Annotated in this window: 22 protein-coding genes; 12 read left to right on the top strand and 10 right to left on the bottom strand. The window is 55.8% G+C overall.

Features of this window, described 5'->3' with window-relative positions:
• Window positions 1-40 precede the first annotated feature (40 nt).
• Together V0R37_RS04155 and V0R37_RS04150 are read left to right on the top strand one after the other, a co-directional pair.
• The gene (locus tag V0R37_RS04155; protein WP_420373310.1) at window positions 41-1027 is read left to right on the top strand and encodes a Bug family tripartite tricarboxylate transporter substrate binding protein; all 987 of its coding nucleotides are present in this window, start codon (window positions 41-43) and stop codon (window positions 1025-1027) included.
• 29 nt (window positions 1028-1056) lie between these two features.
• Window positions 1057-1992 (top strand): M14 family metallopeptidase, encoded by a 936-nt coding sequence (locus V0R37_RS04150; RefSeq protein ID WP_420373309.1) that lies wholly within the window; start codon window positions 1057-1059, stop codon window positions 1990-1992.
• 31 nt (window positions 1993-2023) lie between these two features.
• Here V0R37_RS04150 and V0R37_RS04145 read toward each other — a convergent pair whose 3' ends face one another.
• Both V0R37_RS04145 and V0R37_RS04140 read right to left on the bottom strand, forming a co-directional pair.
• The gene (locus V0R37_RS04145; RefSeq protein ID WP_420373308.1) at window positions 2024-3457 is read right to left on the bottom strand and encodes a catalase; all 1434 of its coding nucleotides are present in this window, start codon (window positions 3455-3457) and stop codon (window positions 2024-2026) included.
• A gap of 171 nt (window positions 3458-3628) precedes the next feature.
• Complete coding sequence (locus tag V0R37_RS04140; RefSeq protein ID WP_420373307.1) at window positions 3629-4783, bottom strand: iron-containing alcohol dehydrogenase; 1155 nt, start codon at window positions 4781-4783, stop codon at window positions 3629-3631.
• A 180-nt stretch (window positions 4784-4963) separates the two neighbouring features.
• Here V0R37_RS04140 and V0R37_RS04135 point away from each other — a divergent pair, with 180 nt between their 5' ends.
• Window positions 4964-5329 (top strand): hypothetical protein, encoded by a 366-nt coding sequence (locus V0R37_RS04135; RefSeq protein WP_420373306.1) that lies wholly within the window; start codon window positions 4964-4966, stop codon window positions 5327-5329.
• Here the strand turns inward: V0R37_RS04135 and V0R37_RS04130 are convergent.
• The gene (locus V0R37_RS04130; RefSeq protein WP_420373305.1) at window positions 5295-5867 is read right to left on the bottom strand and encodes a hypothetical protein; all 573 of its coding nucleotides are present in this window, start codon (window positions 5865-5867) and stop codon (window positions 5295-5297) included. The two genes, V0R37_RS04135 and V0R37_RS04130, sit on opposite strands and share 35 nt — an antisense overlap.
• Window positions 5868-5919: 52 nt before the next feature.
• On the opposite strand from V0R37_RS04130, the gene V0R37_RS04125 reads away from it, so the two are divergent.
• Window positions 5920-6273, top strand: a complete 354-nt coding sequence (locus tag V0R37_RS04125) for a winged helix-turn-helix domain-containing protein (RefSeq protein WP_420373304.1) — start codon at window positions 5920-5922, stop codon at window positions 6271-6273.
• Between the two features lie 32 nt (window positions 6274-6305).
• Here V0R37_RS04125 and yidC read toward each other — a convergent pair whose 3' ends face one another.
• The 4 genes from yidC to rpmH all read right to left on the bottom strand — a co-directional run bounded on the left by yidC (window position 6306) and on the right by rpmH (window position 8908).
• Window positions 6306-7997: a membrane protein insertase YidC gene (gene yidC / locus V0R37_RS04120; RefSeq protein ID WP_420373303.1), complete on the bottom strand. Its 1692-nt coding sequence runs from the start codon at window positions 7995-7997 to the stop codon at window positions 6306-6308.
• A gap of 124 nt (window positions 7998-8121) precedes the next feature.
• Window positions 8122-8355: a membrane protein insertion efficiency factor YidD gene (yidD, locus tag V0R37_RS04115; protein WP_420373302.1), complete on the bottom strand. Its 234-nt coding sequence runs from the start codon at window positions 8353-8355 to the stop codon at window positions 8122-8124.
• Window positions 8352-8741, bottom strand: coding sequence for a ribonuclease P protein component (rnpA, locus tag V0R37_RS04110; RefSeq protein WP_420373301.1), 390 nt, complete (start codon window positions 8739-8741; stop codon window positions 8352-8354). Before rnpA ends, yidD begins: the two co-directional genes overlap by 4 nt.
• Window positions 8742-8773: 32 nt before the next feature.
• Window positions 8774-8908, bottom strand: a complete 135-nt coding sequence (rpmH, locus tag V0R37_RS04105) for a 50S ribosomal protein L34 (RefSeq protein ID WP_128355903.1) — start codon at window positions 8906-8908, stop codon at window positions 8774-8776.
• Window positions 8909-9196: 288 nt separating this feature from the next.
• On the opposite strand from rpmH, the gene dnaA reads away from it, so the two are divergent.
• From dnaA to V0R37_RS04075, 6 genes are all read left to right on the top strand, one after another.
• Complete coding sequence (gene dnaA / locus V0R37_RS04100; RefSeq protein ID WP_420373300.1) at window positions 9197-10612, top strand: chromosomal replication initiator protein DnaA; 1416 nt, start codon at window positions 9197-9199, stop codon at window positions 10610-10612.
• Between the two features lie 2 nt (window positions 10613-10614).
• A complete protein-coding gene (gene dnaN, locus V0R37_RS04095; RefSeq protein ID WP_420373299.1) occupies window positions 10615-11724 on the top strand; it encodes a DNA polymerase III subunit beta in 1110 nt (369 codons plus the stop codon).
• Between the two features lie 92 nt (window positions 11725-11816).
• Complete coding sequence (gene gyrB, locus V0R37_RS04090; RefSeq protein WP_420373298.1) at window positions 11817-14270, top strand: DNA topoisomerase (ATP-hydrolyzing) subunit B; 2454 nt, start codon at window positions 11817-11819, stop codon at window positions 14268-14270.
• 436 nt (window positions 14271-14706) lie between these two features.
• Window positions 14707-14976: a helix-turn-helix domain-containing protein gene (locus V0R37_RS04085; RefSeq protein ID WP_420373297.1), complete on the top strand. Its 270-nt coding sequence runs from the start codon at window positions 14707-14709 to the stop codon at window positions 14974-14976.
• Between the two features lie 74 nt (window positions 14977-15050).
• Complete coding sequence (locus V0R37_RS04080; protein ID WP_420373296.1) at window positions 15051-15506, top strand: hypothetical protein; 456 nt, start codon at window positions 15051-15053, stop codon at window positions 15504-15506.
• 111 nt (window positions 15507-15617) lie between these two features.
• Complete coding sequence (locus V0R37_RS04075) at window positions 15618-17777, top strand: nuclease-related domain-containing protein (RefSeq protein WP_420373295.1); 2160 nt, start codon at window positions 15618-15620, stop codon at window positions 17775-17777.
• A 13-nt stretch (window positions 17778-17790) separates the two neighbouring features.
• Here the strand turns inward: V0R37_RS04075 and V0R37_RS04070 are convergent, their stop codons facing one another.
• The 3 genes from V0R37_RS04070 to V0R37_RS04060 form a co-directional block, all read right to left on the bottom strand.
• On the bottom strand, window positions 17791-18987 hold the full coding sequence (locus V0R37_RS04070; RefSeq protein WP_420373294.1) for a hypothetical protein: 1197 nt from the start codon (window positions 18985-18987) through the stop codon (window positions 17791-17793).
• Between the two features lie 166 nt (window positions 18988-19153).
• Window positions 19154-19357, bottom strand: a complete 204-nt coding sequence (locus V0R37_RS04065; RefSeq protein WP_420373293.1) for a hypothetical protein — start codon at window positions 19355-19357, stop codon at window positions 19154-19156.
• Window positions 19354-19512: a hypothetical protein gene (locus V0R37_RS04060; RefSeq protein ID WP_420373292.1), complete on the bottom strand. Its 159-nt coding sequence runs from the start codon at window positions 19510-19512 to the stop codon at window positions 19354-19356. Before V0R37_RS04060 ends, V0R37_RS04065 begins: the two co-directional genes overlap by 4 nt.
• Before the next feature lie 745 nt (window positions 19513-20257).
• Here V0R37_RS04060 and V0R37_RS04055 point away from each other — a divergent pair.
• Window positions 20258-21427 carry a reverse transcriptase family protein gene (locus V0R37_RS04055; protein ID WP_420373291.1) on the top strand — a complete coding sequence of 390 codons (1170 nt, stop codon included), beginning with the start codon at window positions 20258-20260 and terminating at the stop codon, window positions 21425-21427.
• Window positions 21420-21629: a cold shock domain-containing protein gene (locus V0R37_RS04050; RefSeq protein WP_420373290.1), complete on the top strand. Its 210-nt coding sequence runs from the start codon at window positions 21420-21422 to the stop codon at window positions 21627-21629. Before V0R37_RS04055 ends, V0R37_RS04050 begins: the two co-directional genes overlap by 8 nt.
• Window positions 21630-21851: the final 222 nt, after the last annotated feature.

The raw sequence follows: 21851 nt of genomic DNA, 5'->3' as shown, positions 1-21851 counted from the left end.
ATGGAAAGTCGGCTTCATGACAATAAACTGGAGACATACCATGAAGTATTCATTCAAGCGCAGCGCGTTGGCCGTTCTTGCGGCTTCTTCATTCCTTTTGGCGGCAGCGTCGTCTGAAGCGGCCGACTACCCCTCGAAAGCGATCAGCATCGTTGTAGGCTATCCCGCCGGAGGCAGCGTGGATTTTACGGCACGAGTGTTGGGCGAAGCCTTGTCCGAGCGTCTGGGGCAAAGCGTGGTTATCGAAAACATGGGCGGAGCGGGCGGCACCATTGGGGCCAATAGAGTGGCTCGCGCCACAGCCGACGGCTACACGCTGCTTGTCGGCTCCACCAACGAGATGGTCATTGCCGGGATGATCAATAGCGCGGTGCGCTATGACGGCCTGAAGGATTTCACCCCTATCGGGATGATCGCGGCCCAGCCCATGATGCTGGCCGCGTCCAAAGAATCGGGTATCACGAACGCCGCCCAGTATCTGGACAAGCTGAAAAAAGGCCAGCGTGGCGACTATACGTTTGGTTCCTCGGGCGTGGGTACGGCGCTGCACCTGGCGGGGGAAATGATCAACGAATCGACCCAAACCCATGCCGAGCATGTGCCTTATCGCGGTGTGGCGCCGTTGCTGACGGACCTGGTCAGCGGGCAGCTCGATTACGGCGTCTTTGTCATGTCTTCCGGCTTGCCTCATGTAAAGTCGGGCAAAGTCGTGGCATTGGGTGTTACCGAGGCCCGGCGCTCTCCGGCGGCGCCGGATATACCCGCGCTGTCCGAAACTCCCGGATTCGAAAAAGTGGATATCAATGTATGGTTTGGCCTGTACGGCCCCGCCGGCTTGCCCGACGATGTCGTGGCCGTGTTGCGCACAGCCCTGGACGAAATCCTGCGGCAAGATAAATTCCGGGAGAAACTGGCTGCCAGCGGCGCCGCCTTGTATAAGCCCGGCATGAACGCCAGAGAATTCCAGATCGCGGAAACAGAGAAATACTCCCGCCTTGTCCGTATGGCAAAGATTGAGCGCCAGTAGCTCCGCATCCCGTCCATTGAAGGTTGAATATGAGTTTTGAGCTTCCCTATCCCGACTTGGCGCAAGAGCGCCAAGGCAACACCGGCACCCCGGGCGTCTGGTATTTCGATTCGGGCGCGCCTGGCCGCACTCTCATGATCACATCGCTGATTCATGGCAATGAACTATGCGGGGCATGGGCGCTGAAGGCCGTGCTTGCCAGTGGGCTGCGGCCTCAAAGCGGCGCATTGATTCTGGCCTTTTGCAATCTGGACGGCTACGATCGTTTTGACGTTCGGAACCACGACGCAAGCCGGTATCTGGACGAAGATATGAACCGCGTCTGGCTGGACGAGCGCCTTGCCGAAGCCGGCAATCGCGAGCGTCGGCGCGCCGCCCAACTGCTGCCATGGGTGAGGCGCGCCGATAGCTTGCTGGACTTGCATTCCATGCACGAGCCCGGCAAGCCTTTACTGTTGACAGGCTTGCTGCCCCGCAATATTGCACTGGCCCGCAAACTGGCGGCGCCTGAATATGTGATTGCCGATGCCGGGCATAAGGACGGTGTACGGCTGCGCGATTATGGGCGTTTCGGCGATCCGCAAGACGATGCCTGCGCTTTGCTGATCGAGTGCGGCTACCACGGCGACCCGGCTTCCCGGCTGGTGGCGCTTGATATGACGGCGCGCATGCTGCGCGAATCGGAAGTGGTTGCGGCCGACCGGATTCCGCAAGAGTGGTTCCAGCCCAAGCCGTCCACGCAGCGCATACTGGAAGTGACGGGAGCGGTCGTTGCCCCGTCCATGGACGTCCGCTTTGCCCAGGATTGGCAGAGCCTGGAAACATTGGCCAGAGAAGGGGATCTGATCGGCTGGATGGATGGCCAGCCGATCACGGCTCCGTATGACAACTGCACCTTGATCATGCCGTCCCTTAGGCAGTTGCGCCCCGGGGTAACCGTTGTGCGTTTGGCCAAAGAGTACTGATAGCACCGGCGTGGCCGGTGCCACGGCTTTATCAGCCCAATGCCTTGATTGCGGCAGCCACCCCTGCGCCGTAGGCCGGGTCGGCTTGGGTGCAATGCTGGATATGGCGTTCCTGGACGTCTTTGGATACGCCGGCAATGGCGCGAGCGGTGTTCTCGAACAAGGCCTGTTTTTGCTGATCGTTCATCAGGCGGAACAGGTTGCCCGGCTGCGAGAAGTAGTCGGTGTCTTCCCGGTGGTTCCAGTGATCGGCCGCGCCTTCAATGGACAGGGGCGGTTCGCGGTAGTCGGGCTGCTCTTGCCATTCCCCCTGGGTATTGGGCTCGTTTCCGGTAATGCCGCCATGGTTGCCGTCGACCCGCATCGCGCCATCGCGGTGATAGCTGTGGAAGGGGCATTTCGGCGCGTTGACGGGAATCTGGTGATGGTTGACGCCCAGGCGATAGCGCTGCGCGTCGCCGTAGGAGAACAGCCTGGCCTGCAGCATCCGATCGGGCGAGAAGCTGATGCCGGGAACGACGTTGGCAGGTGTAAACGCGGCTTGCTCGACTTCAGCAAAGAAGTTCTCGGGATTGCGGTTCAATTCCATCGTCCCGACTTCAATCAACGGATAGTCGCCCTTGGGCCAGACCTTGGTCAGGTCGAAGGGGTTCAGATGATAGCTGCTTGCGTCTTTTTCCGGCATGATCTGGACATACACGGTCCAGCGCGGGAAATCCTTGCTTTCGATGGCTTCGAACAGGTCGCGCTGAGAGCTTTCACGGTCTTTGCCGACCAGTTCACACGCTTGGGCGTCGGTCAGGTTCTTGATGCCTTGCTGCGTCTTGAAATGGAATTTGACCCAGAAGCGTTCGTTCTGGGCATTGATGAAGCTGAATGTATGGCTGCCGAACAGGTGCATGTTGCGAAAGCCAGCGGGAATGCCGCGATCGCTCATGACGATGGTGACTTGGTGCAATGCCTCGGGCAGGCCGGTCCAGAATTCCCAGTTGTTCTGCGCGCTGCGCATGCCGGTCCTGGGATCCCGCTTTACCGCGTGATTCAGGTCGGGAAACTTCAAAGGATCGCGAAAGAAGAATACGGGGGTGTTGTTGCCGACCAGATCCCAGTTGCCCTCTTCGGTATAGAACTTCATGGCGATGCCGCGGATGTCGCGTTCCGCGTCGGCGGCTCCTCGCTCGCCGGCCACGGTCGAAAAGCGGGCGAACATCGGCGTTTGCTTGCCGATTTCGGAAAAGATCCTGGCCCGTGTGTATTGGGTAATGTCGTGGGTAACGGTAAAGGTGCCGTAAGCGCCGGCCCCTTTGGCGTGCATGCGGCGTTCAGGGATGACTTCGCGATCGAAATGCGCCAGTTTTTCCAGAAGCCAGACGTCTTGAAGCAAGGCGGGTCCGCGCGGTCCCGCTGTCTGGATGTTTTGATTATCGACGACTGGCGCGCCGGCGGCGGTAGTAAGTTTTTTCATTGGAGCCCCCTTGGAAAAAATGACATAGGCTGAGCACGCGCGCCCTGTGGCACTGGATGCTTTGAAGGAGTCTACCGGCAGACAGGGAAATAGTAAAATTGATTGATTGTCTTGTGTTAATAGTTATTTACTATTTGTGGTTCATGGCTGCTGTTTGTCGCCTCTGGTTCATTAGAATGCGGCGGCGTAAATTGCATAAGCATCTTCTTCCAGGACATCCCGCGGGTTATTGCCAAGCAAGCGAGTCTGCTTCATGCCTTCCCGCGCCATATGGCGCAAATCCGTCTGCTTGACGCCCACTTCGCGTAAGGTGCGCTCTATGCCGGTGGCCTGCGTGAGGTTTTCCAGATGAATGATGAAGGAATCGGTTTTAGCCTCATCGCTGCCCGCGCAGTCCGGTACGATAAGTTCAGCCAGCTGTGCATACAGTGCGGCGGCATTGGGTGCGTTGAAGCGCAACACATGCGGCAGAACCAGGGAGTTGGACAAGCCGTGCGGCACATGGAAAATGCCGCCTATTGGATAGGCCAGGGCATGGACGGCCGCGACGGGAGAATTGGCGAACGCCTGGCCAGCCAGCATGGCGCCAAGAAGCATGGCTTCACGCGCGGCCAGGTCTCGTCCGTCGCCGCAGGCGCGCAGCAAGTTGCCGGATAATAATTTCAGCGCTTGCAGGGCCAACATGTCCGACACCGGATTTTTAAGATGCTTGCTGGTGTAGGCCTCGATGGCGTGGACCATGGCATCGATGCCGGTGGCGGCGGTGGCCTTGGCGGGCAGCCCCAAGGTAAGACGAGCATCCAGTATGGCCATGTCGGCATACAGCGTGGGCGAAACGACGCCCGATTTGGTTGTTTCGCCGGTGGTAACGATGGATACGGGGGTAACCTCGGATCCGGTGCCCGCGGTGGTGGGAATCTGCACCAGCGGCAGACGATTGCCCCGCACATTGCCTATGCCGTACATTTCGGTCAGCGCCTGGTCGCCGCCCAGCAATACGGACAGCAGCTTGGCGACATCCATGGACGACCCGCCGCCAAGGCCGACAATGACTTCGGCGCCGGATTTACGGGCAAGCTCGGCGGCTTCCAGGACGATATGCTCCGGGGGGTCGGCAATGACGTCATCGATGACATGGGTCTGCCAGCCGGCCGCGCGCAGGCTGGCCAGCGCCTTGTCCAGCAAGCCGCTGTGATGCAGATAGTGGTCGGTGACCAGACATAGGCGGGTGTGTGGATAGTGTTCGCGCAGCAGCGGACCAAGATTATCTGTAATCCCGGCTTCGACAATGATGCACGGGACCGTGCGGAATTCGAATTTCTTCACTTTGCTGTCTCCTGTTGGCCGCGAAGGGCGATCCGCGACTTTGCCCTTTGGACATCATGATATATCCGCCAGGAAACATCTGTCCCATCTCTTTTAACGCTGCGCGGTTGTCAGGCGAACGACCGTGTTTCATTTTGTTATATAATTTATAACAATGCGAACCCCCGATAAGGAACAGCAGTGGGACAGCACAGCAATGATGCCGAGGACGCGTTATTTAAAGGGGCTGATTCGTCCGGAATCTCCGATGAAGGACCCTGGAGCCCAGAGCTGCGCCTTCATATGGAACGGCAGTGCGAGATGTGGGCCGATATAACCGTCAAGGTCGAGCGCAATGCCGGCGTTCTGGGTACCGCGGGCATGAGGCTGTATTCCCCCGACGAACGAAATGCGCTGGCGGCGATGATGGCCAACATGAGGCAACTGCTGGATCGGGTCAATGGCGACCTGGGCCGGTCGATAGAAGCCATGCACGCGCGGCTCGATGCCGCCTTGCAAGCGTACGATACGTTTATCGCCCGTTCCGGTTCCGGCTTGCGGACTTGACGCGGCCGCTTAGATGGTTCGCGGCCAGCTTCATGGCGTATAGAACAACGAGAATGCCCGCCAAATCGCCCGCGAGCATCACCAAGACTTGTTCCCAATTGTCCGCCGGCCCCCAAAACAGAAACCATAAGTGGTGGAGCAAGGCATTGATCGTTGCGCAGGCTGCGGCACAAATCAGCAGCCGTGCCGAGGTCAGGTTGGACAGCGACGCCTGTAGAAGGAAAACCCGGCGGGCCAGCAAATAAATGAGATAGGGGCCCCCCGCCGATATGGCCGAGCCTGCCGCCGCCCTGATAAAATCACCGGGGAAATAATAATAGACGCAGGCAAGCCAGGACGCGATCAATATGCCCAGCGCACCGGCGCCTCCGAACAGCAGGGTGCATAGCAAGCGCACTCCGGCGGGAAGATATATCCAATTGATCCCCCGAGTATATTCCGAGCCTGTGAATGCCAGCTCATTCAGAGCCAGCACGAGCAAGTAGATCGCCGCCGTGCCGACAATCATGCATAGGAATAGGGCAGCTTGTTGTTTCATTGACTCATGTCCGGCGGCGACTATTGCAAAGGTTTACCACGATATTAAGCACATGAACGAAAATACACGCCCGGCCGATATCTATTTGCGTTTCCTGAGTTTGGCCGAGGCTTTGCGGGGGCTTCCCTCGCTGGATCCGCTGGAGGAGCGGATTCTTTCCTTGGTGGCCCGCAAGGCGCAAGAGGCCAGTCGCCTGTCGGTACGCGACATCATGGCGATAGACAGCCTGGGCTCACCGGCTACCATTCATGGCCGGCTTAAGTCGATGCGCAAGAAGGGATGGATAGAGCTTGCCGATACAGAGGACGCCAGGCGCAAGCGCGTTGCGCTGACGTCGGCGGCGTTGCGCCACTTCGACAAGCTGTCCACATGCATGGTCCAGGCGGCAAAAACCCGCATCGAGTGATGCGGGTTGCATGACATGGGCCTGTTGGCCCGTTACCGCGCGGCAGCCGCGGTTTCCTTATCCAGCTTATGCATGATGTAGCGCTGCTGGGCAATCGACACGGCGTTGTTAACGCACCAGTACAGGACCAGGCCGGCGGGGAAGAAGAACATCATGCCGCCGAAGACCAAAGGCATGATCATCATGATCTTGGCCTGCGTGGGATCGGGGGGCGTGGGATTCAGCTTGATCTGCAGGAACATGGTCGCCATCATGAAAGCAGGCAGTATGAACCAGGGATCGCGCACCGACAGGTCGTGAATCCAGAGTATCCAGGGGGCGCCTCGCATTTCAACGCTGCCCAGCAGCACCCAGTACAGGGAAATGAACACCGGTATCTGCACCACCATGGGCAGGCAGCCACCCAGTGGATTGATTTTCTCGGTACGGTACATTTCCATCATGGCCGCGTTCAGCTTGGCCTTGTCGTCGCCGAATTTTTCACGCAGGGCCTGCATGCGCGGCGTTACCTGCTTCATCTTGGCCATGGAACGATAGCTGGCGGCGGACAGCGGGTAAAAGACCAGTTTGATCAGCAGTGTCAGCACCACGATGGTCCAGCCCCAGTTGCCCAGCATGGCATGCAGCCAGGTCATGACCTTGAACAAAGGCTTGGCGATGATGGTAAGCCAGCCGTAGTCGACCACCAATTCCAGGCCGGGAGCCAGTTCGCTCATGGCTTTTTGGTCTTGCGGGCCGACCCAAAGATTCGAGTCGACGGCGATGTGTTCGCCGGGCTGAATGTTGCCCACGCTTTCGATGGAGCGGATCGCATACAGATTGTTGGACAGGCGCAAGGCCTCGTTGTGGCGGACCTTGCCCTCGGGCGGTACCCAGGCGGATGCGAAGTAGTGCTGCACCATGCCGATCCAGCCGTTATCCGCTTGTTTGACGTAGCCCGACTTGCCCTTGTCGATATCCGAGAAGGTGATCTTCTGGAATTTTTCTCCGGCCGAATACAGGGCGGGGCCTGTGAACGTGCTGTAGAAGGAAGAGGTGTCGGAGGGATCGTTGCCGTCGCGCGCCAATTGCAGGTACAGGGAGGGCGTTATAGGGGCCGTGCCCACGTTATAGACATCATGCTGCACGCCAATGTCGTAGCGGCCCTTGTGCAAGGTATAGGTCTTTACGACCTTGACGCCATCGCTTTCCGCTTCGAACACGACCTTCAGCGTTTCGCCGTTCAGGACCGTGTCTGTGGAAACCAGCCTGAAAGGCGTCAGGTGGGTGGGATAGCTTTGGCCGGAGGGAGCTCCGACGATGCCTGTCTGCGCCAAGTATACGGAATGGGCGGAATTGTCGAGCAGGACCATGGGCTCGTCCTTGGAGCCCGGGGCCGTGTACTTGACCAGTTCCGCCTTGACGAGCTGGGCGCCCTGGGTGTCGAAGGTAAGGTTGTAGACATCTGTCTTGACCTGGACCTTTTCGGACGAATTGACAGGCGCTTGCGCACCGCTGCCCGGTACCGTGTTGTCGGCGGCGGGTGTCGTTGCCGCGGCAGGCGCGGCGGACGGGACGCTAGGATCGGCGGCGGCGCCTGGCGCTTGCGCGGGAGCCGCTGTCTGCGTAGCGGTAGAGCTCGTTCCGAAGAGCGAGGGTTTACCGTTATGCACTTGCCAGTTGTTCCAGAGCAGCAAGAGCGAAAGGGAGAAAATCATCCAGAGGACGGTGCGTCGGATATCCATAGCGCCTGTTTTTGAGTTAAAGCTGAACAAAAGCTCAACAGTTTAACGTAGCTCAGCTGAATCTAAGATGAGCGAAGAATAATGCAAGAAAACTACAAAGCCGGACGTTCGAGGCAAGCGGGATTCAGCGATGCTTGTGATCGGGGGCTGGCACCGGATCGTATCCTCCCGCACACCAGGGATGACACCGGCCGATACGGCGCGACGCCAACCAAAAGCCTTTCAGCGCCCCATGTTTCTCGATGGCTTCTATTGCATAGAGGGAGCAGGTAGGGGTGAATCTACAGCTCCTGCCAATCCAGGGACTTAAAAAATAGCGGTAAAACCGGATGGGAGCGATAAGTAAAGACTTGATCATCGCAGAGCCTGCTTAAGCAAGGCATCCGCTTCGACGCGCACCTGCTTTTTAAGTTCCGTCAGGCTTGCCGGCTGTATTTTAGTATGGAGCCTGAAAACCAGATCGCAAGCAGGCAAATCGCCCCGTTTTTGCCGGAAAGCCTCCCGGATAACCCTTTTTATGGCATTGCGGACAACCGCCTTCGCGGCAAAGCGCTTGGCGATGATGAGTCCCAGCCGGGCGTATCCATGTGGTTCCTGGTCCTGGGAACGGCGTGGCGTCATTACAACGAACAACGCCCCTCTGGCAAGACGTTTACCCTTTAGGGCCGACGCGTATTCCGAGGGGCTGTGTAAACGAGCGCAGGCGGGAAACGTGGCTCGAATGGATGCTGTCGCACCAGCCATGGGCTTGCCAGCCGGCGCTTTAAGCGGCAGGCTTAAACGGCCAGCTGCTTACGGCCTTTTGCGCGGCGTGCATTGATGACGGCACGGCCACCGCGGGTTTTCATGCGTACGCGAAAACCGTGGGTGCGCTTGCGGCGGGTAACTGAGGGCTGGAAAGTGCGTTTCATGGAAAATCCAAAATAAAAGAGCTGCCAAGGACTTGGAGTGCCGTCGACGAGCTCGACAGCGTTGTGTCGCTTTGTGTTTTACCGACGGCGGCTTGCCCGATGGGTCGGGCTATTGCCAAGCACTAGCCAAGCCTTGGGGTTAAAAATTTGGTAGTGAGCCCGCCATTTCATCAAATTTTGATAGTTTAGTCAAATGGTTAGCGCTATTACTAAGGGTTGTTCTTGCCTTACCTTGTGGATAACTACCGCCGCGACAGGGTAGAATCGAGGTTTACAGAAGTGGTGGACATGAAAGATTTTTGGCAGACTTGCGTCCAGCGACTGGAGCAGGACCTACCTCCGCAGCAGATTAGCGCCTGGATACGCCCCTTGGTTCCGCTTGCGTTCGACGAGACGCAAGCGGTGCTGCGCGTTTCCGCGCCCAACCGCTTCAAGCTGGACTGGGTGCGCAAGAATTTTTCGCACCAGATCGAAACGCTGGCCACAGAATGGTACGAGCGGCCTGTGCAGGTGGCTTTCGAATTGGCCAGTGCCTCGGGGGCGCCCCGTTCGGCGCCGGTGCCGCCAGCACCCCGATCCGTCGGCCTGGCGCCTGCCAGCGCCTCCAGCCTCAATGTGGCCGCGCCTTCGCAAGCCCCCCAGGCATCCGCCGCCGCCGCGGCCGCGGAGCTCGTACACGATCGCTCGCGCCTGAACACCGACCTTACCTTCGATAACTTCGTCACCGGCAAGGCCAACCAGCTGGCACGCGCCGCCGCATTGCAAGTGGCCGAGAATCCAGGCGTATCCTACAACCCGCTGTTCCTGTATGGCGGCGTGGGCCTGGGCAAGACCCACCTTATTCATGCCATCGGCAACGCCTTGCTGGCCAACGGCAAGGGTACGCGCATCCGCTACGTGCATGCCGACCAGTATGTCTCCGATGTGGTCAAGGCATATCAGCGCAAGGCCTTTGACGAATTCAAGCGCTACTACCATTCGCTGGATCTCCTGCTGATCGACGATATCCAGTTTTTCGCAGGCAAGAACCGTACCCAGGAAGAGTTCTTCTATGCGTTCGAGGCCATGGTCGCCCAGCGCAAGCAAATCATCATCACGTCCGATACCTACCCCAAGGAATTGGCCAATATAGACAGCCGCCTGATTTCCCGCTTCGATTCGGGCCTGACCGTGGCCATCGAGCCGCCCGAACTGGAGATGCGCGTCGCCATCCTGTTGCACAAGGCCGACAGCGAAGGCGTGACCATGCCCGAGGAAGTCGCTTTCTTCATCGCCAAGCACCTGCGCAGCAATGTGCGCGAACTGGAAGGCGCCCTGCGCAAGGTGTCGGCCTACGCGCGCTTCCATGGCCGCGAGGTGCTTACCGTCGATGTTTGCAAAGACGCCCTCAAAGACCTGCTGTCGGTATCGAACGGGCAGATCACGGTCGAGAACATACAAAAGACGGTGGCCGATTTCTACAAGATCAAGGTGGCCGACATGTATTCCAAGCGCCGGCCCGCCAACATTGCCATGCCGCGTCAGGTGGCCATGTACCTGGCCAAGGAACTGACGCAAAAGAGCCTGCCTGAAATTGGCGATTTGTTCGGTGGGCGGGATCACACGACCGTACTGCACGCAGTGCGAAAAATTGCCGATGCAAGGTCCAAGCAGACCGAACTCAACCACGCTCTTCACGTACTAGAACAAACCTTAAAAGGATAACCATGCAACTCGTACAAGCGACTCGTGATGCATTGCTCAAGCCACTATCGACGGTAGCTGGGATTGTCGAAAGAAGGAATACATTGCCCATCCTGGCAAATATTCTTTTGCGTAAAGAAGGCAAGAATGTGGCGTTCATCGCCACCGACCTCGAAGTCCAGATCACGACGCATGCCGAGTTCGGCATTGGCGATGCCGCCGAGTCCACGACCGTGGCTGCCCGCAAGCTGCTCGATATCCTGCGCGCTTTGCCGGACACCGGCGATATCAAGCTTGGCCAGACCAGCGGCAAGCTGTCTGTGCAAGCCGGAAAAAGTCGTTTTGCATTGCAGACCATGGGCGCCGCCGAGTTTCCCACGCTGGCCCAGCCGGAAAAATGGGATGTGTCTTTTTCCCTCCCGCAAAAAACGCTCAAGCATTTGTTCAACATGGTGCATTTCGCCATGGCGCAACAGGACATCCGCTATTACCTGAACGGTTTGTTGTTCGTGTTCGAGCCGGGCTTTGTCCGCGCGGTGGCCACCGATGGCCACCGTCTTGCCCATAGCGGCACGGTGGTCGAAGGCATAGAAGGCAAGCACGATGTCATAGTGCCGCGCAAAACCGTGCTCGAAATGCAAAGGCTGCTTGGCGATACCGAAGAACCCGTGTCCATCGACGTCGCGACCGGCCAGATACGTTTCCGCTTCGGCGATGTCGAACTTGTGTCCAAGCTGGTCGAGGGCAAGTTTCCGGATTTCACCCGCGTCATTCCCAGCAACTATACCCGTCACTTTTCCATTGGCCGCGAAACCTTGCAGGGCAGCCTGCAGCGCGCGGCCATCCTTACCACCGACAAGCTCAAAGGCGTACGCCTGCAGCTGTCCGACAACCAGCTCAAGATTTCCTCTTCGAACGCGGAGCAGGAAGAGGCTCAGGAAGAAATCGATATCGATTACAGCCACGAGCCCCTGGATGTCGGCTTCAACGTCAGCTATCTGCTCGATGTCCTGGCCAACGTCAAGACCGATACCATCCAATGGTCGGTCCAGCCCGATGTCAATGCATCGGCGCTGATCACGTCCCCCGAAGACGATCAGTTCAAATACGTTGTCATGCCAATGCGCATTTAAGTCCCACGAGTCCAATGTCGCAGGAAGCGTTCGGGCCGCCGGGCCCGGGGCGTTTCAATAGCCGCAAGGCTTATATAAGGTTTTCATAAACTATGTCAGATCAAACCACGAATGCCGCCGCCGCAGCCGGATATGGCGCCGATTCCATCAAGATGCTCAAAGGGCTCGAGGCTGTTCGCAAGCGCCCGGGCATGTACATTGGCGACACGTCCGACGGAACAGGCCTTCATCACATGGTTTTCGAGGTCGTCGACAATGCGATCGACGAAGCATTGGCGGGTTATTGCGACGATATCGTCGTAACCATCCATGCCGACAACAGCATATCGGTCAGCGACAATGGGCGGGGCATACCCACCGCCATCCACAAGGACGACGAGTTCCATCGCAGCGCGGCCGAGATCGTGATGACCGAGCTGCATGCCGGCGGCAAGTTCGACCATAATTCGTACAAGGTTTCGGGCGGCCTGCACGGGGTGGGCGTATCCTGCGTGAACGCATTGTCCGAATGGCTGCGGCTGACCATTTCGCGCAACGGCCATGTTCACGAGATGGAGTTCCGCCGCGGCGAGCGCGTCGAGCCGCTGGCCGTCACGGGCGACTCCGACGCCACCGGTACCCGGGTGCAATTCCTGGCGGACGGCCAGATCTTCGAAAACATCGAATATCACTACGAAATCCTTGCCAAGCGCCTGCGCGAATTGTCCTTCCTGAACAATGGCGTCAAGATCCGCCTGCTGGACGAACGCAGCGGCAAAGAAGAAAACTTTGCCTTCCTGGGCGGCGTAAAAGGCTTTGTCGAATACATCAATCGCAGCAAGACCGTGCTGCACGGCAATGTGTTTTCGGTAAGCACGCAATCCACCGTGGGCGATACCGACATCGGCGTCGACGTGGCCATGCAATGGAACGACAGCTATACCGAAACGGTGCTGTGCTTTACCAATAATATTCCGCAGCGCGACGGCGGCACCCACCTGACCGGCCTGCGCGCCGCCATGACGCGGGTATTGAATAAATACATCGCCGACAACGAGATGGCCAAGAAGGCCAAGGTCGACACCACCGGCGACGATATGCGCGAAGGCCTGGCCTGCGTCTTGTCGGTCAAGGTGCCCGAACCCAAGTTCAGCAGCCAGACCAAGGACAAGCTGGTGTCCAGCGAGGTTCGCCCCGCGGTGGAAGAAGCCGTGGCCCGTACCCTGGAAACCTGGCTGCTTGAGAACCCCAACGACGCCAAGGCCTTGTGCAACAAGATCGTGGAAGCCGCCCGTGCGCGCGATGCCGCCCGCAAGGCCCGCGAAATGACGCGCCGCAAGAGCGTCCTGGAAGGCGCCGGCCTGCCGGGCAAGCTGGCCGATTGCCAGGAAAAAGACCCCGCCCTTAGCGAAATCTACATTGTCGAGGGCGACTCGGCAGGCGGTTCCGCCAAGCAGGGCCGCGATCGCAAGTTCCAGGCCATCCTGCCTTTGCGCGGTAAGGTCCTTAACGTTGAAAAAGCGCGCTTCGACCGCCTGATATCCAGCGAGCAGATCACCACCTTGATTACGGCGCTGGGCACCAGCATCGGCCCTGACTTCAATATCGACAAGCTGCGCTATCACCGCATCATCATCATGACCGACGCCGACGTCGACGGCGCGCACATCCGTACCTTGCTGCTGACCCTGTTCTACAGGCAGATGCCGGAACTGGTCGCGCGCGGCTACGTGTACATTGCCCAGCCGCCCCTGTACAAGGTGAAGGTCGGGCGCGAAGAACGCTATCTGAAGGACGATGCCGAAGAAGCGCAATTCATGCTGCAGGTGGCATTGAAGGATGCCTCGCTGGTGGTGAAGGAAGGCGCCGAGCCCATCAGTGGCGATGCGCTGGCCGAATTGGCGCGCCAGTACATTGCCGCCGATGCCGTGATCAACCGCCTGTCCCGCTATACCGACATGGCGGCGCTATCGGCCATGGCTGAAGGGGTCGAGATCAATCTGGACGATGCCGAGCAGGCCGCCGCGTCGGCCAAGCGCTTGCAGGATGCCATCTACGATCCGTCGGTGCCCAACGGTGTCAGCGTGGCCGTCGATGAGAACGAAGAGCAGAACTCCTGGCGACTGATCCTTAGCCGCATGCATCATGGCAATGTGCGGGTCAGCGTCTTTGATCGCACTTTCGTGCGCGGCGCCGACTACATGGCCCTGGCCAAAGCGGCCCAGACTTTCACGGGACTTATGGGCGTGGGTGCTTTGGTGGCCCGCGGCGAGGGCGACAAGCGCAAGGAGAAATACATCTCCGACTTCCGCGAGGCGATGCAGTGGCTGCGCGGCGAGGCCGACCGCAGCATCAGCAAGCAGCGCTACAAAGGCCTGGGTGAAATGAATCCGCAGCAGCTATGGGAAACCACCATGGATCCCACGGTGCGCCGCCTGTTGCAGGTCAGGGTCGAGGACGCCATCGCGGCCGACGAGGTCTTTACGACCCTGATGGGCGACAACGTCGAGCCGCGCCGCGCGTTCATCGAGTCCCATGCCTTGCAGGCGGGGAATATTGACGTGTAAGACTTGTCGATACTCATAATTAGTGAAAAATCTGTAGCAGTACAGATTTGTGAGCGGGCTCCGATACCTACAGCGGAGCCCGTTTCTTTTTGGCGGTATGTGTCAAGGCATTCGCCCTGCCAAACAAGCAGCCAATCGAGTCATCTTCCCAGAGACCAAAAACTCAGAAGGGGATGGCCCTAACTCATTAAGAAACATATGGTTTCAAAATATGAATGGGGGACGAGCAAACACGACCCACTCCATTATGAAGACTGGCTCTGCAGTGAAAAACTATGCTATTGATTTTTAATATAAAAATCCGGTAAGAACATTTTGTGCATGAGTTAATTTAACTCATATTAGCTATCGATTTTTATTGTTCGATAGCCTATGACTTGTACGTTTTTCCTATATTGCATAGACTCAAAACTTCCACAACCTGTTTGATCCCGACATGCATATGGACGCTATCGAACTGCTCTATCGCATACGGCGTGTCGGGCATACGCAGGTCAGCCTCGCTCGGAAGCTGGGGGTCAGTCGTGCTGTTGCCAACGATGTGATCCATGACCGAAGCAGTTCGCAGCGCGTGGCTTTTTACATTGCCCAGGTGGTCGGAACTGACATACAGCGGCTCTGGCCTGATCGCTATAAAGAGTTGCCACAACCTCACCACGCGGGCACACACCGTAGCACAAAGGAGGATAACCGACCGGAGAAATAAAAAACCGAGCCACTTTCGTCGCTCGGCTTTTGCCCCTTGGAAAAGGGAATACAAAGCATTGGCGGCACCCTCGCATGATCTACGAAGATGAAATCCTGGATCAGGCTTGGAGTCAAGCCGGAGAACCCCCGAAGCACGATGTCCTGGCAGATTTCATACCCAACTACCAACAGACAGGCCGTTCGCGCAAACGGATCGTGTACTACACACAGCCAGCACCACAGGGTGAAATAGGCGCGTATTACGACAGGGTAGATGCCATCACCAACACCATGCGAACCAACGGCATTGATTTTGACGTTCCCGTCAGTTACCGTCGAGAGCGTCTGTCATGGTCTACGAGCGTCCACCTCGTCGTGCCGCTAGAGGTGCATGATGAGGTCCAGCTCAGGGTCGTGGCTGATCTTGGCGAGCGGCTGCTCCAGGGCAAAACAACGCTTGAGCAGGAGTTTCGGGGGTATTGCTATGGCCGTGAGCAGTGGCTCGCAGAATGCCCAACCATGAAAGAGGATTTGCGGCTTAAGGTCTGAAGCCACTAAGTCGGACAAGCAGTGCAGTATTTCTACGCTGTGAATAGATGGCGCTTGCGTTTTGGTATATGGCTGGTGTGACGCGACAGCATCGTTTCCTGGGAGACAGGTGTGACGAAGACCGTGCGAGCTGAACAAGAAATTTTTGACGAGTTGGCTCGGCTCTGCTCGTCGCCTGGCTACGCACATGCCATTGCCTATTTCTGCTCCCGCGACAACCTGATCCGGTATTCAGGAGAGATGAAGGCCGAGGATATGCGGCATCTTTTCTCGAAAAGCCGACTGATTCGCACTGAAACATCCACCCTCATCGGGCTAATGCTCAAAAGCCCGATTGACTACACACTTCCCCCACCCTCAGTCCTGGAAACGTACATCGGAGCTACAGAGGCGCTGTTGGAGGAAATGCACCAAGCGATTTCGGCTTCTTTTTGGCAGAGCATTGATCCCACTAGAGTAGCTGAGGCTGGCTTCAATCCTTTCACAACCGGCGCTGCGTTGCGCGAGCCTATCTTTTACGGTGGCGAGTCCGCATACAGCTTCCAGTACCGCGATTTCTCAACCGTAAAGTATGCGAACGATGATCCATGGCTCATTGCCAATAAAGGCTTCTCGATCCAAGAGGCGCGTGATGTCGTCTTTGCTGTTTCCCGATTGCAAGATGAAAAACCTACCACCGTCATGCACGACATGCATGGAAAACCCCAAGAAACGTGGACCTCGCTCCCCGGTTATGCGTTCTCAGTGGAAGAAATCGCTAACTACGGGCACATAGACCCAATCACCGTCGATAGGGTCCTCTCCGCCTTCGCGATCCCATCAGGTGAAAAGAACGAACAGTTCAAGGCCCTACACGATTTCAATATTGCTAATGCTAGTCCGCTCATCCGTATGCCGGAGGGCAATTTTCTGCTGTTCCATATCTACAGCCTCGTGGAAGCGCTATATGAAGGGCCGTTCTACTGGATGGGTGCTGACAAGGCCTATATCAGTACAGCGATGCGAAACCGTGGTGCTTTCGTGGAACAGTTTGCTGTTGAACGGTTGCAGCAGGTATTTGGTGCGGAGAACGTATTTGCCAACATCGACATCTACGAATCGAAGGGCACCAAGCTCTCTGAAATAGATGTATTGGTACTATTTGGCAACCGTGCTCTAGTCCTGCAAGCCAAATCTAAACGCCTGACGCTTGAAGCACGAAGAGGCAATGATTTGCAACTCCAGGACGACTTCAAGAAGAGCATTCAAGACTCCTGCGACCAAGCCTATCTCTGCTCGAAGTCGATTGAGGAAGGAGCGTGCGTCTTCAAGGATAGTGCCGGAAACCCTATAACGCTACCGAAAAATCTCAAGCGTATTTATGTGGTTTGCCTGGTATCTGACCACTATCCAGCATTGAGTATTCAAGCTCGTCAATTCCTAAAGTTCACAGCCACTGAGACGATTTCACCTCCCTTCGTCATGGACGTTTTCGCCCTTGATGCAATGACCGAAATGCTCAGTTCTCCGCTGCACTTTTTGAGTTATGTAGATCGTAGAACGGGATACACCGAAAAATTGCTGGCGTCGCATGAGCTAACGATCTTGTCCTATCACCTGAAGCAGAATCTTTGGGTGGACGATACACACACCATGGTCATGCTAGACGATGATATTTCTGCTGACCTGGATCTCGCTATGTTGGTTCGGCGCGAAGGCATCCCTGGTAGGGATACCCCCGAAGGTATCTTGACTCGATTCGGTACGACGGCGCTAGGGAGCATGGTCAAGGCAATCGAAGCCCGACCTGACCCCGCAACTATCGACCTCGGATTCACATTGCTGACACTCAGCGAGAACACTGTGCTTGAGATCAGTTCAGGGATTGATCTGCTTACCAGGAAAGGCGTCGCTGACGGCAAGAATCACGATGTCACGGTGGGTCTGGGGAGTGGCAACACCGGCCTCACCATTCACTGCAACAACGATCCGATTGATATTGCCGGTCCGACGCTTCGAAGGCACTGTCGTGCACGGAAATACACCCAACGTGCCCAGACTTGGTTTGGGGTCTGTCTGCGACCAAGTGATCAGGCGCTACGTTTCGGGCTCAATCTGGACTTCCCATGGGAGCAAGATGACGCCATGGACGTGCTAACGAAGCACATGAGTAAATCGTCAAACTTGAAAGCCCTGCTTCACAAAACTGCGAAGGCCAAAACCAAAGTCGGTCGCAACGACCCATGTCCGTGCGGTAGCGGTAAGAAGTACAAGAAGTGTTGCCTTGGCTGACAAGTACTTATGTTCAAGGAGCCCACTTGGTGTCCTTGAAATAGCCAAGTTCCGCCTGGATCTGATCGACCTTCGCGGTTTCGGCTTGGTCCCATTCTGGCATGTGCAAGTAGACGATGTCAGAAGAGTGGCCTCGTTTTCCCGCTTGAGGCCTGTCTGTAGCAATACCAACGACTGTTTTCACTGAACTGCATCGGCAACGAACGACAAGACAACGCAACGCGAGTTCGCGGGCACGCAGTTCCCGATCCGCCGAACCACCTGTTGTAAAAACGAACGCAGTTTGGCAGTCCGCCATAACAACCCTCGCTGCTACATGTTTGGTAGTTGGTAGCAAGAACTCCAGAAAGGCATCTGCCAGATTGGCACGGTGACAACGAGGTTGCATCGCCATCGAAACCAGTGCGAGTTCGTTTTGCGTAACCTCCTTGCGGAACATATCAAGCATTCCATCCGTCAGGAGGTCTTCAGCAAAATGCTCGATCAGTCGATCCCAAGCATAGGAAGATTCAAGGTCCTTATTCCGTGAAAGGTAGGCAGGGTGTTTGACCAGAGCTTCCCAGATACCTTCCTGGATCAACGCTAGTGCGGGCTCTCCCGTGCCTGGATCGAACAAGCCAAAGTCTTCACCATTCTGAACATAGAGTGCAAGCAAATCCTCCGCGCCAGAGCCAACGAAGATAGGCCTAGCGCCGCGTTCAAAGATGCTTTCGACAGCCGACAGGTAACGAACAAAATCTGTGATTGTCGTAAGCTCGCTGAAGAAAGATTTCAAACTGAACTCGTCAAGTAAGTGGACAAACCCATGTCCAAAATCACCCCACTTCAATGGGACATTCCCTCTGCCGCCCAGGGAGACCGTGATTCGATGAAAGCGGCGGTCAGCCTGCGGTGCCAGTACGATCTCTCGTCCATCATTGCGGATTACGTGTTCGGCGACACGAAGCCAACGCTCGGCCCCCCAGATTTGCTGGACCGATTTGTCAATAGCGGCCTTCTGCCATCGTTCCCAACCTACGGCGTTCCCGGTGTCACGGAACTCAATCTCTTTCACAGAGATGATGATGATGTGCGGGCCACACACCACCAAGCAGTCACACAGTTCTTTCCCACCTTTGCCTATTGGGTTCGAGTGCGTCCACAGCCTCATGAAGCTGCTGGCACTCATGTCGTTGACCAAGCGTTCAGAGGGTGTGAGGCCTTCATTCATGCGAGATACCCGTACATGGATGATGATGTGTTACTCGTACTCTGCTGCCTGAGCCTGTTTTTCCTGCCGCTGTGTGTCCTGGACACGTATCCACATAGCGAATGCAGCAGCCCCGCCGACCCCAGCACCACGATGGAGGTGCCTAAAATAAAGCCTTCCGTCAGACTCATGCCGACGCACCTCCCCATCGCTCTTGCGCCCAGTCGCTGGAGAAAAATCCAGCCAGGCCGCCGCCATAGAACACGGCGAGCACCAGCAACAGGTAGGTTGCTTGCATCGACGTCGGCTGCTGCCAAGCCATCACACCTAACGGCAGGGCCAGCCCCACGCACCAGGCAATGATTGGTCCCCATGGGAGCTTTGCTGTCATCGCTGTACCTCCCGTCGTTCGCCACATCGTTCGATTTTGTCGGCGGTGGCGATCAGCCACGCTCCTATCTGGCTGCCGCATTGGGAAAGCAAAACACCAAGGGCCATCAGGCCCAGCACAAACCCCACTCCTACCGAGGAAATCGTCAAAGTCATTAGTCGTCCTCTCCCCTATTGTCAGCGTCCTGCTATCAAGCAGAAGTGCTGGTAGTAAATCACCCACGCGCATGTGGCTCTACTCATATTTTCGGATTTCATCGCCATGAGGGCAAGCGCCCCCAGAGTGCGCTGAAGCTCCGGCACACAATGAGTGTGCCCCGAGCAACTCTGGCTGCCCTTTTTCACCAAACCAGGTATTACTACAGCCATGCTCCATCTGACATAACCCTGTAAGGGTTCCCTTGTAATTAAGATACATTTGGTTTAATCTTGTGTCGTCTGGGAGGTTCTCCCAGTTGCGTGCTGTCATTGTTCCAACACAGTGTTAGAGCGTCCGTGTTGCATTCGCAACGATCTTCGGATCGCTACCAGGGAGGTCACCCCGGCGCAGACGTATAAGCGCCCCTCGTCCTACCTGCTTCTGTTGTCAGGCATAAATGGTGGTGAGTTAGCGTTATAGCCGGTACTTCCGCTCTTTCTTTAGCTTCATTAGTGAACTCTGAATGGCAGTTGTCAGCATTGTGCTACAACATTAACTTGGAGTATTAACTATGAAGTGCTTTATTGATGTTTGTTGGGACAGCCAGTGTCGCAGCTTGGAAAACTGCGGCATGATGATGCAAACCGGTTTTAATGTGCGACTCGGGATTAGTATGCGTGTATCACGCATCGCTTTATTCCTGAGTGGTTTATTCAATTTATTGAATTAACCGACTCACTTCCCTTTCTCTCTTCGAGTCGTATGGATAGAATTATTTTTGCCTCGACGCCAATTGCTTCAAGAGAGGCCTTAGCAAAAACTCTAAGCATAGATAAGCACGTTCTGCTCGATTTTGAACAGAACGCGAGGTCGTATTACCAGTTCTTTGAAAGACCGAAGAAGCATGGTGATGGAAAGCGAAGCATAACAGCACCAAAACCCGCACTGATGCAGATTCAGCGGCGTATAAATTCGCGTATTTTTTCGTGCTGCAAATTTCCTCGCTATTTACATGGTTCCATCAAGGACATCGCCGCCCCGAGAGATTTTTTGACTAATGCGAGCGAGCACATAGCAGCAGACCACATAATAACCCTTGATATTAGAAATTTTTACCCTTCCATTAAACGAGAAGAAGTTTTTAAGATATTCAAGTATTTGCTTAGGTTTACTGACGAAGTGGCTGACTCGCTTACTTCATTGGTAACTTTGAACGGTTCTGTACCACAAGGGGCACCTCCAAGTAGCTTTATAGCAAATATGGTTTTCTACGACCGTGAACCAAAACTAGTCGAAGAGTTTGTTCGGTCAGGTGTTCGTTACACTAGGCTATTAGACGACATTACACTTAGCTTTTCCAATCGCTTCTCAAGTGAAAAACTGAAGAAAAATGTGATCGGTAAGGTCCGAGTAATGTGTTCAGAGAAGGGCTTTAAGCTCCATGACGGAAAACAAAGAATCCACGCCCTGGCAAAATCACCAAACCCGGCGATTGTTACTGGCATATCAATAAGGAATGGCAGAGCAGGGTTGCCACCAGCTTATAGAGATAAAACACGGGCGAAAGTACATCATTGTGTGCAACGGTACGCAGCAGGTCAGCAAACCTCAGCCGAGTATCACCAGCTCCACAATTCAGCTTTAGGTGATGTCACGCTGTTGAAAAGACTGAAATACAAATGTGCAGAAGTCTATGCTGAAGATTTGCGGTCATGCATGCCAATATATAGTTCCAAGAAGGCTCGACAATTGGAACGGGCGTGCGAAGACCTTGCAATAAAAATGCGACCAAACTCGGTAGCTATGCTGACTCGCCGCTTCCATGTACTGATGCACTGCCTAACAATTTTGCACAGAACAAGGCCCCATAAAGCAAGTACCCTTCGAAAACTTTTGCGCACTTCCTATGCAAAAGCAACATCAAATGGATGAAACCGGCACAATCAAAGTTGTTGATATTTTGAAAGGGTTCGGCTTTATCACCCCGATGAGGGGGCGTGAAGTGTTTTTCCATGTGAGTAACTGCTCTGCTAGCATCCTACAGTTGAAGGTAGGGGATATGGTCAGATTTCAAATCGTTGGCCAGGGTAAAAGGCGACGAGCCATCAACGTAAATCCAGCCGAAGTCGCTTGATTCGGGCTCAAGAAGGACAGCCAGAACCTACAATAGCGAAACAACTTCACCTAGATCCATCTGAAGACTGAGCGCCTGCTAAACCCGCACATATCAAGAACTAACCCTCTTAGGTGGGTAGGCGGTTAGCGTTCGACAAATCTTTGTGTTTGTCCAGAGAATGCAGCACCTTGATGCTCAGTGCAGTCACAGGCTTTCCAAAATTTCTTCAGTAATTGTGAG

It is taken from the genome of Pollutimonas rozaliensis (assembly GCF_048751585.1).
Lineage (GTDB): Bacteria > Pseudomonadota > Gammaproteobacteria > Burkholderiales > Burkholderiaceae_B.
The sequence above is the reverse complement of the archived record's forward strand: the minus strand, read 5'-3'. Positions and strand labels throughout refer to the sequence as shown.

Excerpts from the sequence above, each read along its gene's own strand:
- V0R37_RS04155 (WP_420373310.1), top strand. The coding sequence starts at position 41 with ATGAAGTATTCATTCAAGCGCAGCGCGTTGGCCGTTCTTGCGGCTTCT.
- V0R37_RS04150 (WP_420373309.1), top strand. The coding sequence starts at position 1,057 with ATGAGTTTTGAGCTTCCCTATCCCGACTTGGCGCAAGAGCGCCAAGGC.
- V0R37_RS04145 (WP_420373308.1), bottom strand. The coding sequence starts at position 3,457 with ATGAAAAAACTTACTACCGCCGCCGGCGCGCCAGTCGTCGATAATCAA.
- V0R37_RS04130 (WP_420373305.1), bottom strand. The coding sequence starts at position 5,867 with ATGAAACAACAAGCTGCCCTATTCCTATGCATGATTGTCGGCACGGCG.
- V0R37_RS04125 (WP_420373304.1), top strand. The coding sequence starts at position 5,920 with ATGAACGAAAATACACGCCCGGCCGATATCTATTTGCGTTTCCTGAGT.
- yidC (WP_420373303.1), bottom strand. The coding sequence starts at position 7,997 with ATGGATATCCGACGCACCGTCCTCTGGATGATTTTCTCCCTTTCGCTC.
- yidD (WP_420373302.1), bottom strand. The coding sequence starts at position 8,355 with ATGATCAAGTCTTTACTTATCGCTCCCATCCGGTTTTACCGCTATTTT.
- rnpA (WP_420373301.1), bottom strand. The coding sequence starts at position 8,741 with ATGGCTGGTGCGACAGCATCCATTCGAGCCACGTTTCCCGCCTGCGCT.
- rpmH (WP_128355903.1), bottom strand. The coding sequence starts at position 8,908 with ATGAAACGCACTTTCCAGCCCTCAGTTACCCGCCGCAAGCGCACCCAC.
- dnaA (WP_420373300.1), top strand. The coding sequence starts at position 9,197 with ATGAAAGATTTTTGGCAGACTTGCGTCCAGCGACTGGAGCAGGACCTA.
- dnaN (WP_420373299.1), top strand. The coding sequence starts at position 10,615 with ATGCAACTCGTACAAGCGACTCGTGATGCATTGCTCAAGCCACTATCG.
- gyrB (WP_420373298.1), top strand. The coding sequence starts at position 11,817 with ATGTCAGATCAAACCACGAATGCCGCCGCCGCAGCCGGATATGGCGCC.
- V0R37_RS04085 (WP_420373297.1), top strand. The coding sequence starts at position 14,707 with ATGCATATGGACGCTATCGAACTGCTCTATCGCATACGGCGTGTCGGG.
- V0R37_RS04080 (WP_420373296.1), top strand. The coding sequence starts at position 15,051 with ATGATCTACGAAGATGAAATCCTGGATCAGGCTTGGAGTCAAGCCGGA.
- V0R37_RS04070 (WP_420373294.1), bottom strand. The coding sequence starts at position 18,987 with ATGAATGAAGGCCTCACACCCTCTGAACGCTTGGTCAACGACATGAGT.
- V0R37_RS04065 (WP_420373293.1), bottom strand. The coding sequence starts at position 19,357 with ATGACAGCAAAGCTCCCATGGGGACCAATCATTGCCTGGTGCGTGGGG.
- V0R37_RS04060 (WP_420373292.1), bottom strand. The coding sequence starts at position 19,512 with ATGACTTTGACGATTTCCTCGGTAGGAGTGGGGTTTGTGCTGGGCCTG.
- V0R37_RS04055 (WP_420373291.1), top strand. The coding sequence starts at position 20,258 with ATGGATAGAATTATTTTTGCCTCGACGCCAATTGCTTCAAGAGAGGCC.
- V0R37_RS04050 (WP_420373290.1), top strand. The coding sequence starts at position 21,420 with ATGGATGAAACCGGCACAATCAAAGTTGTTGATATTTTGAAAGGGTTC.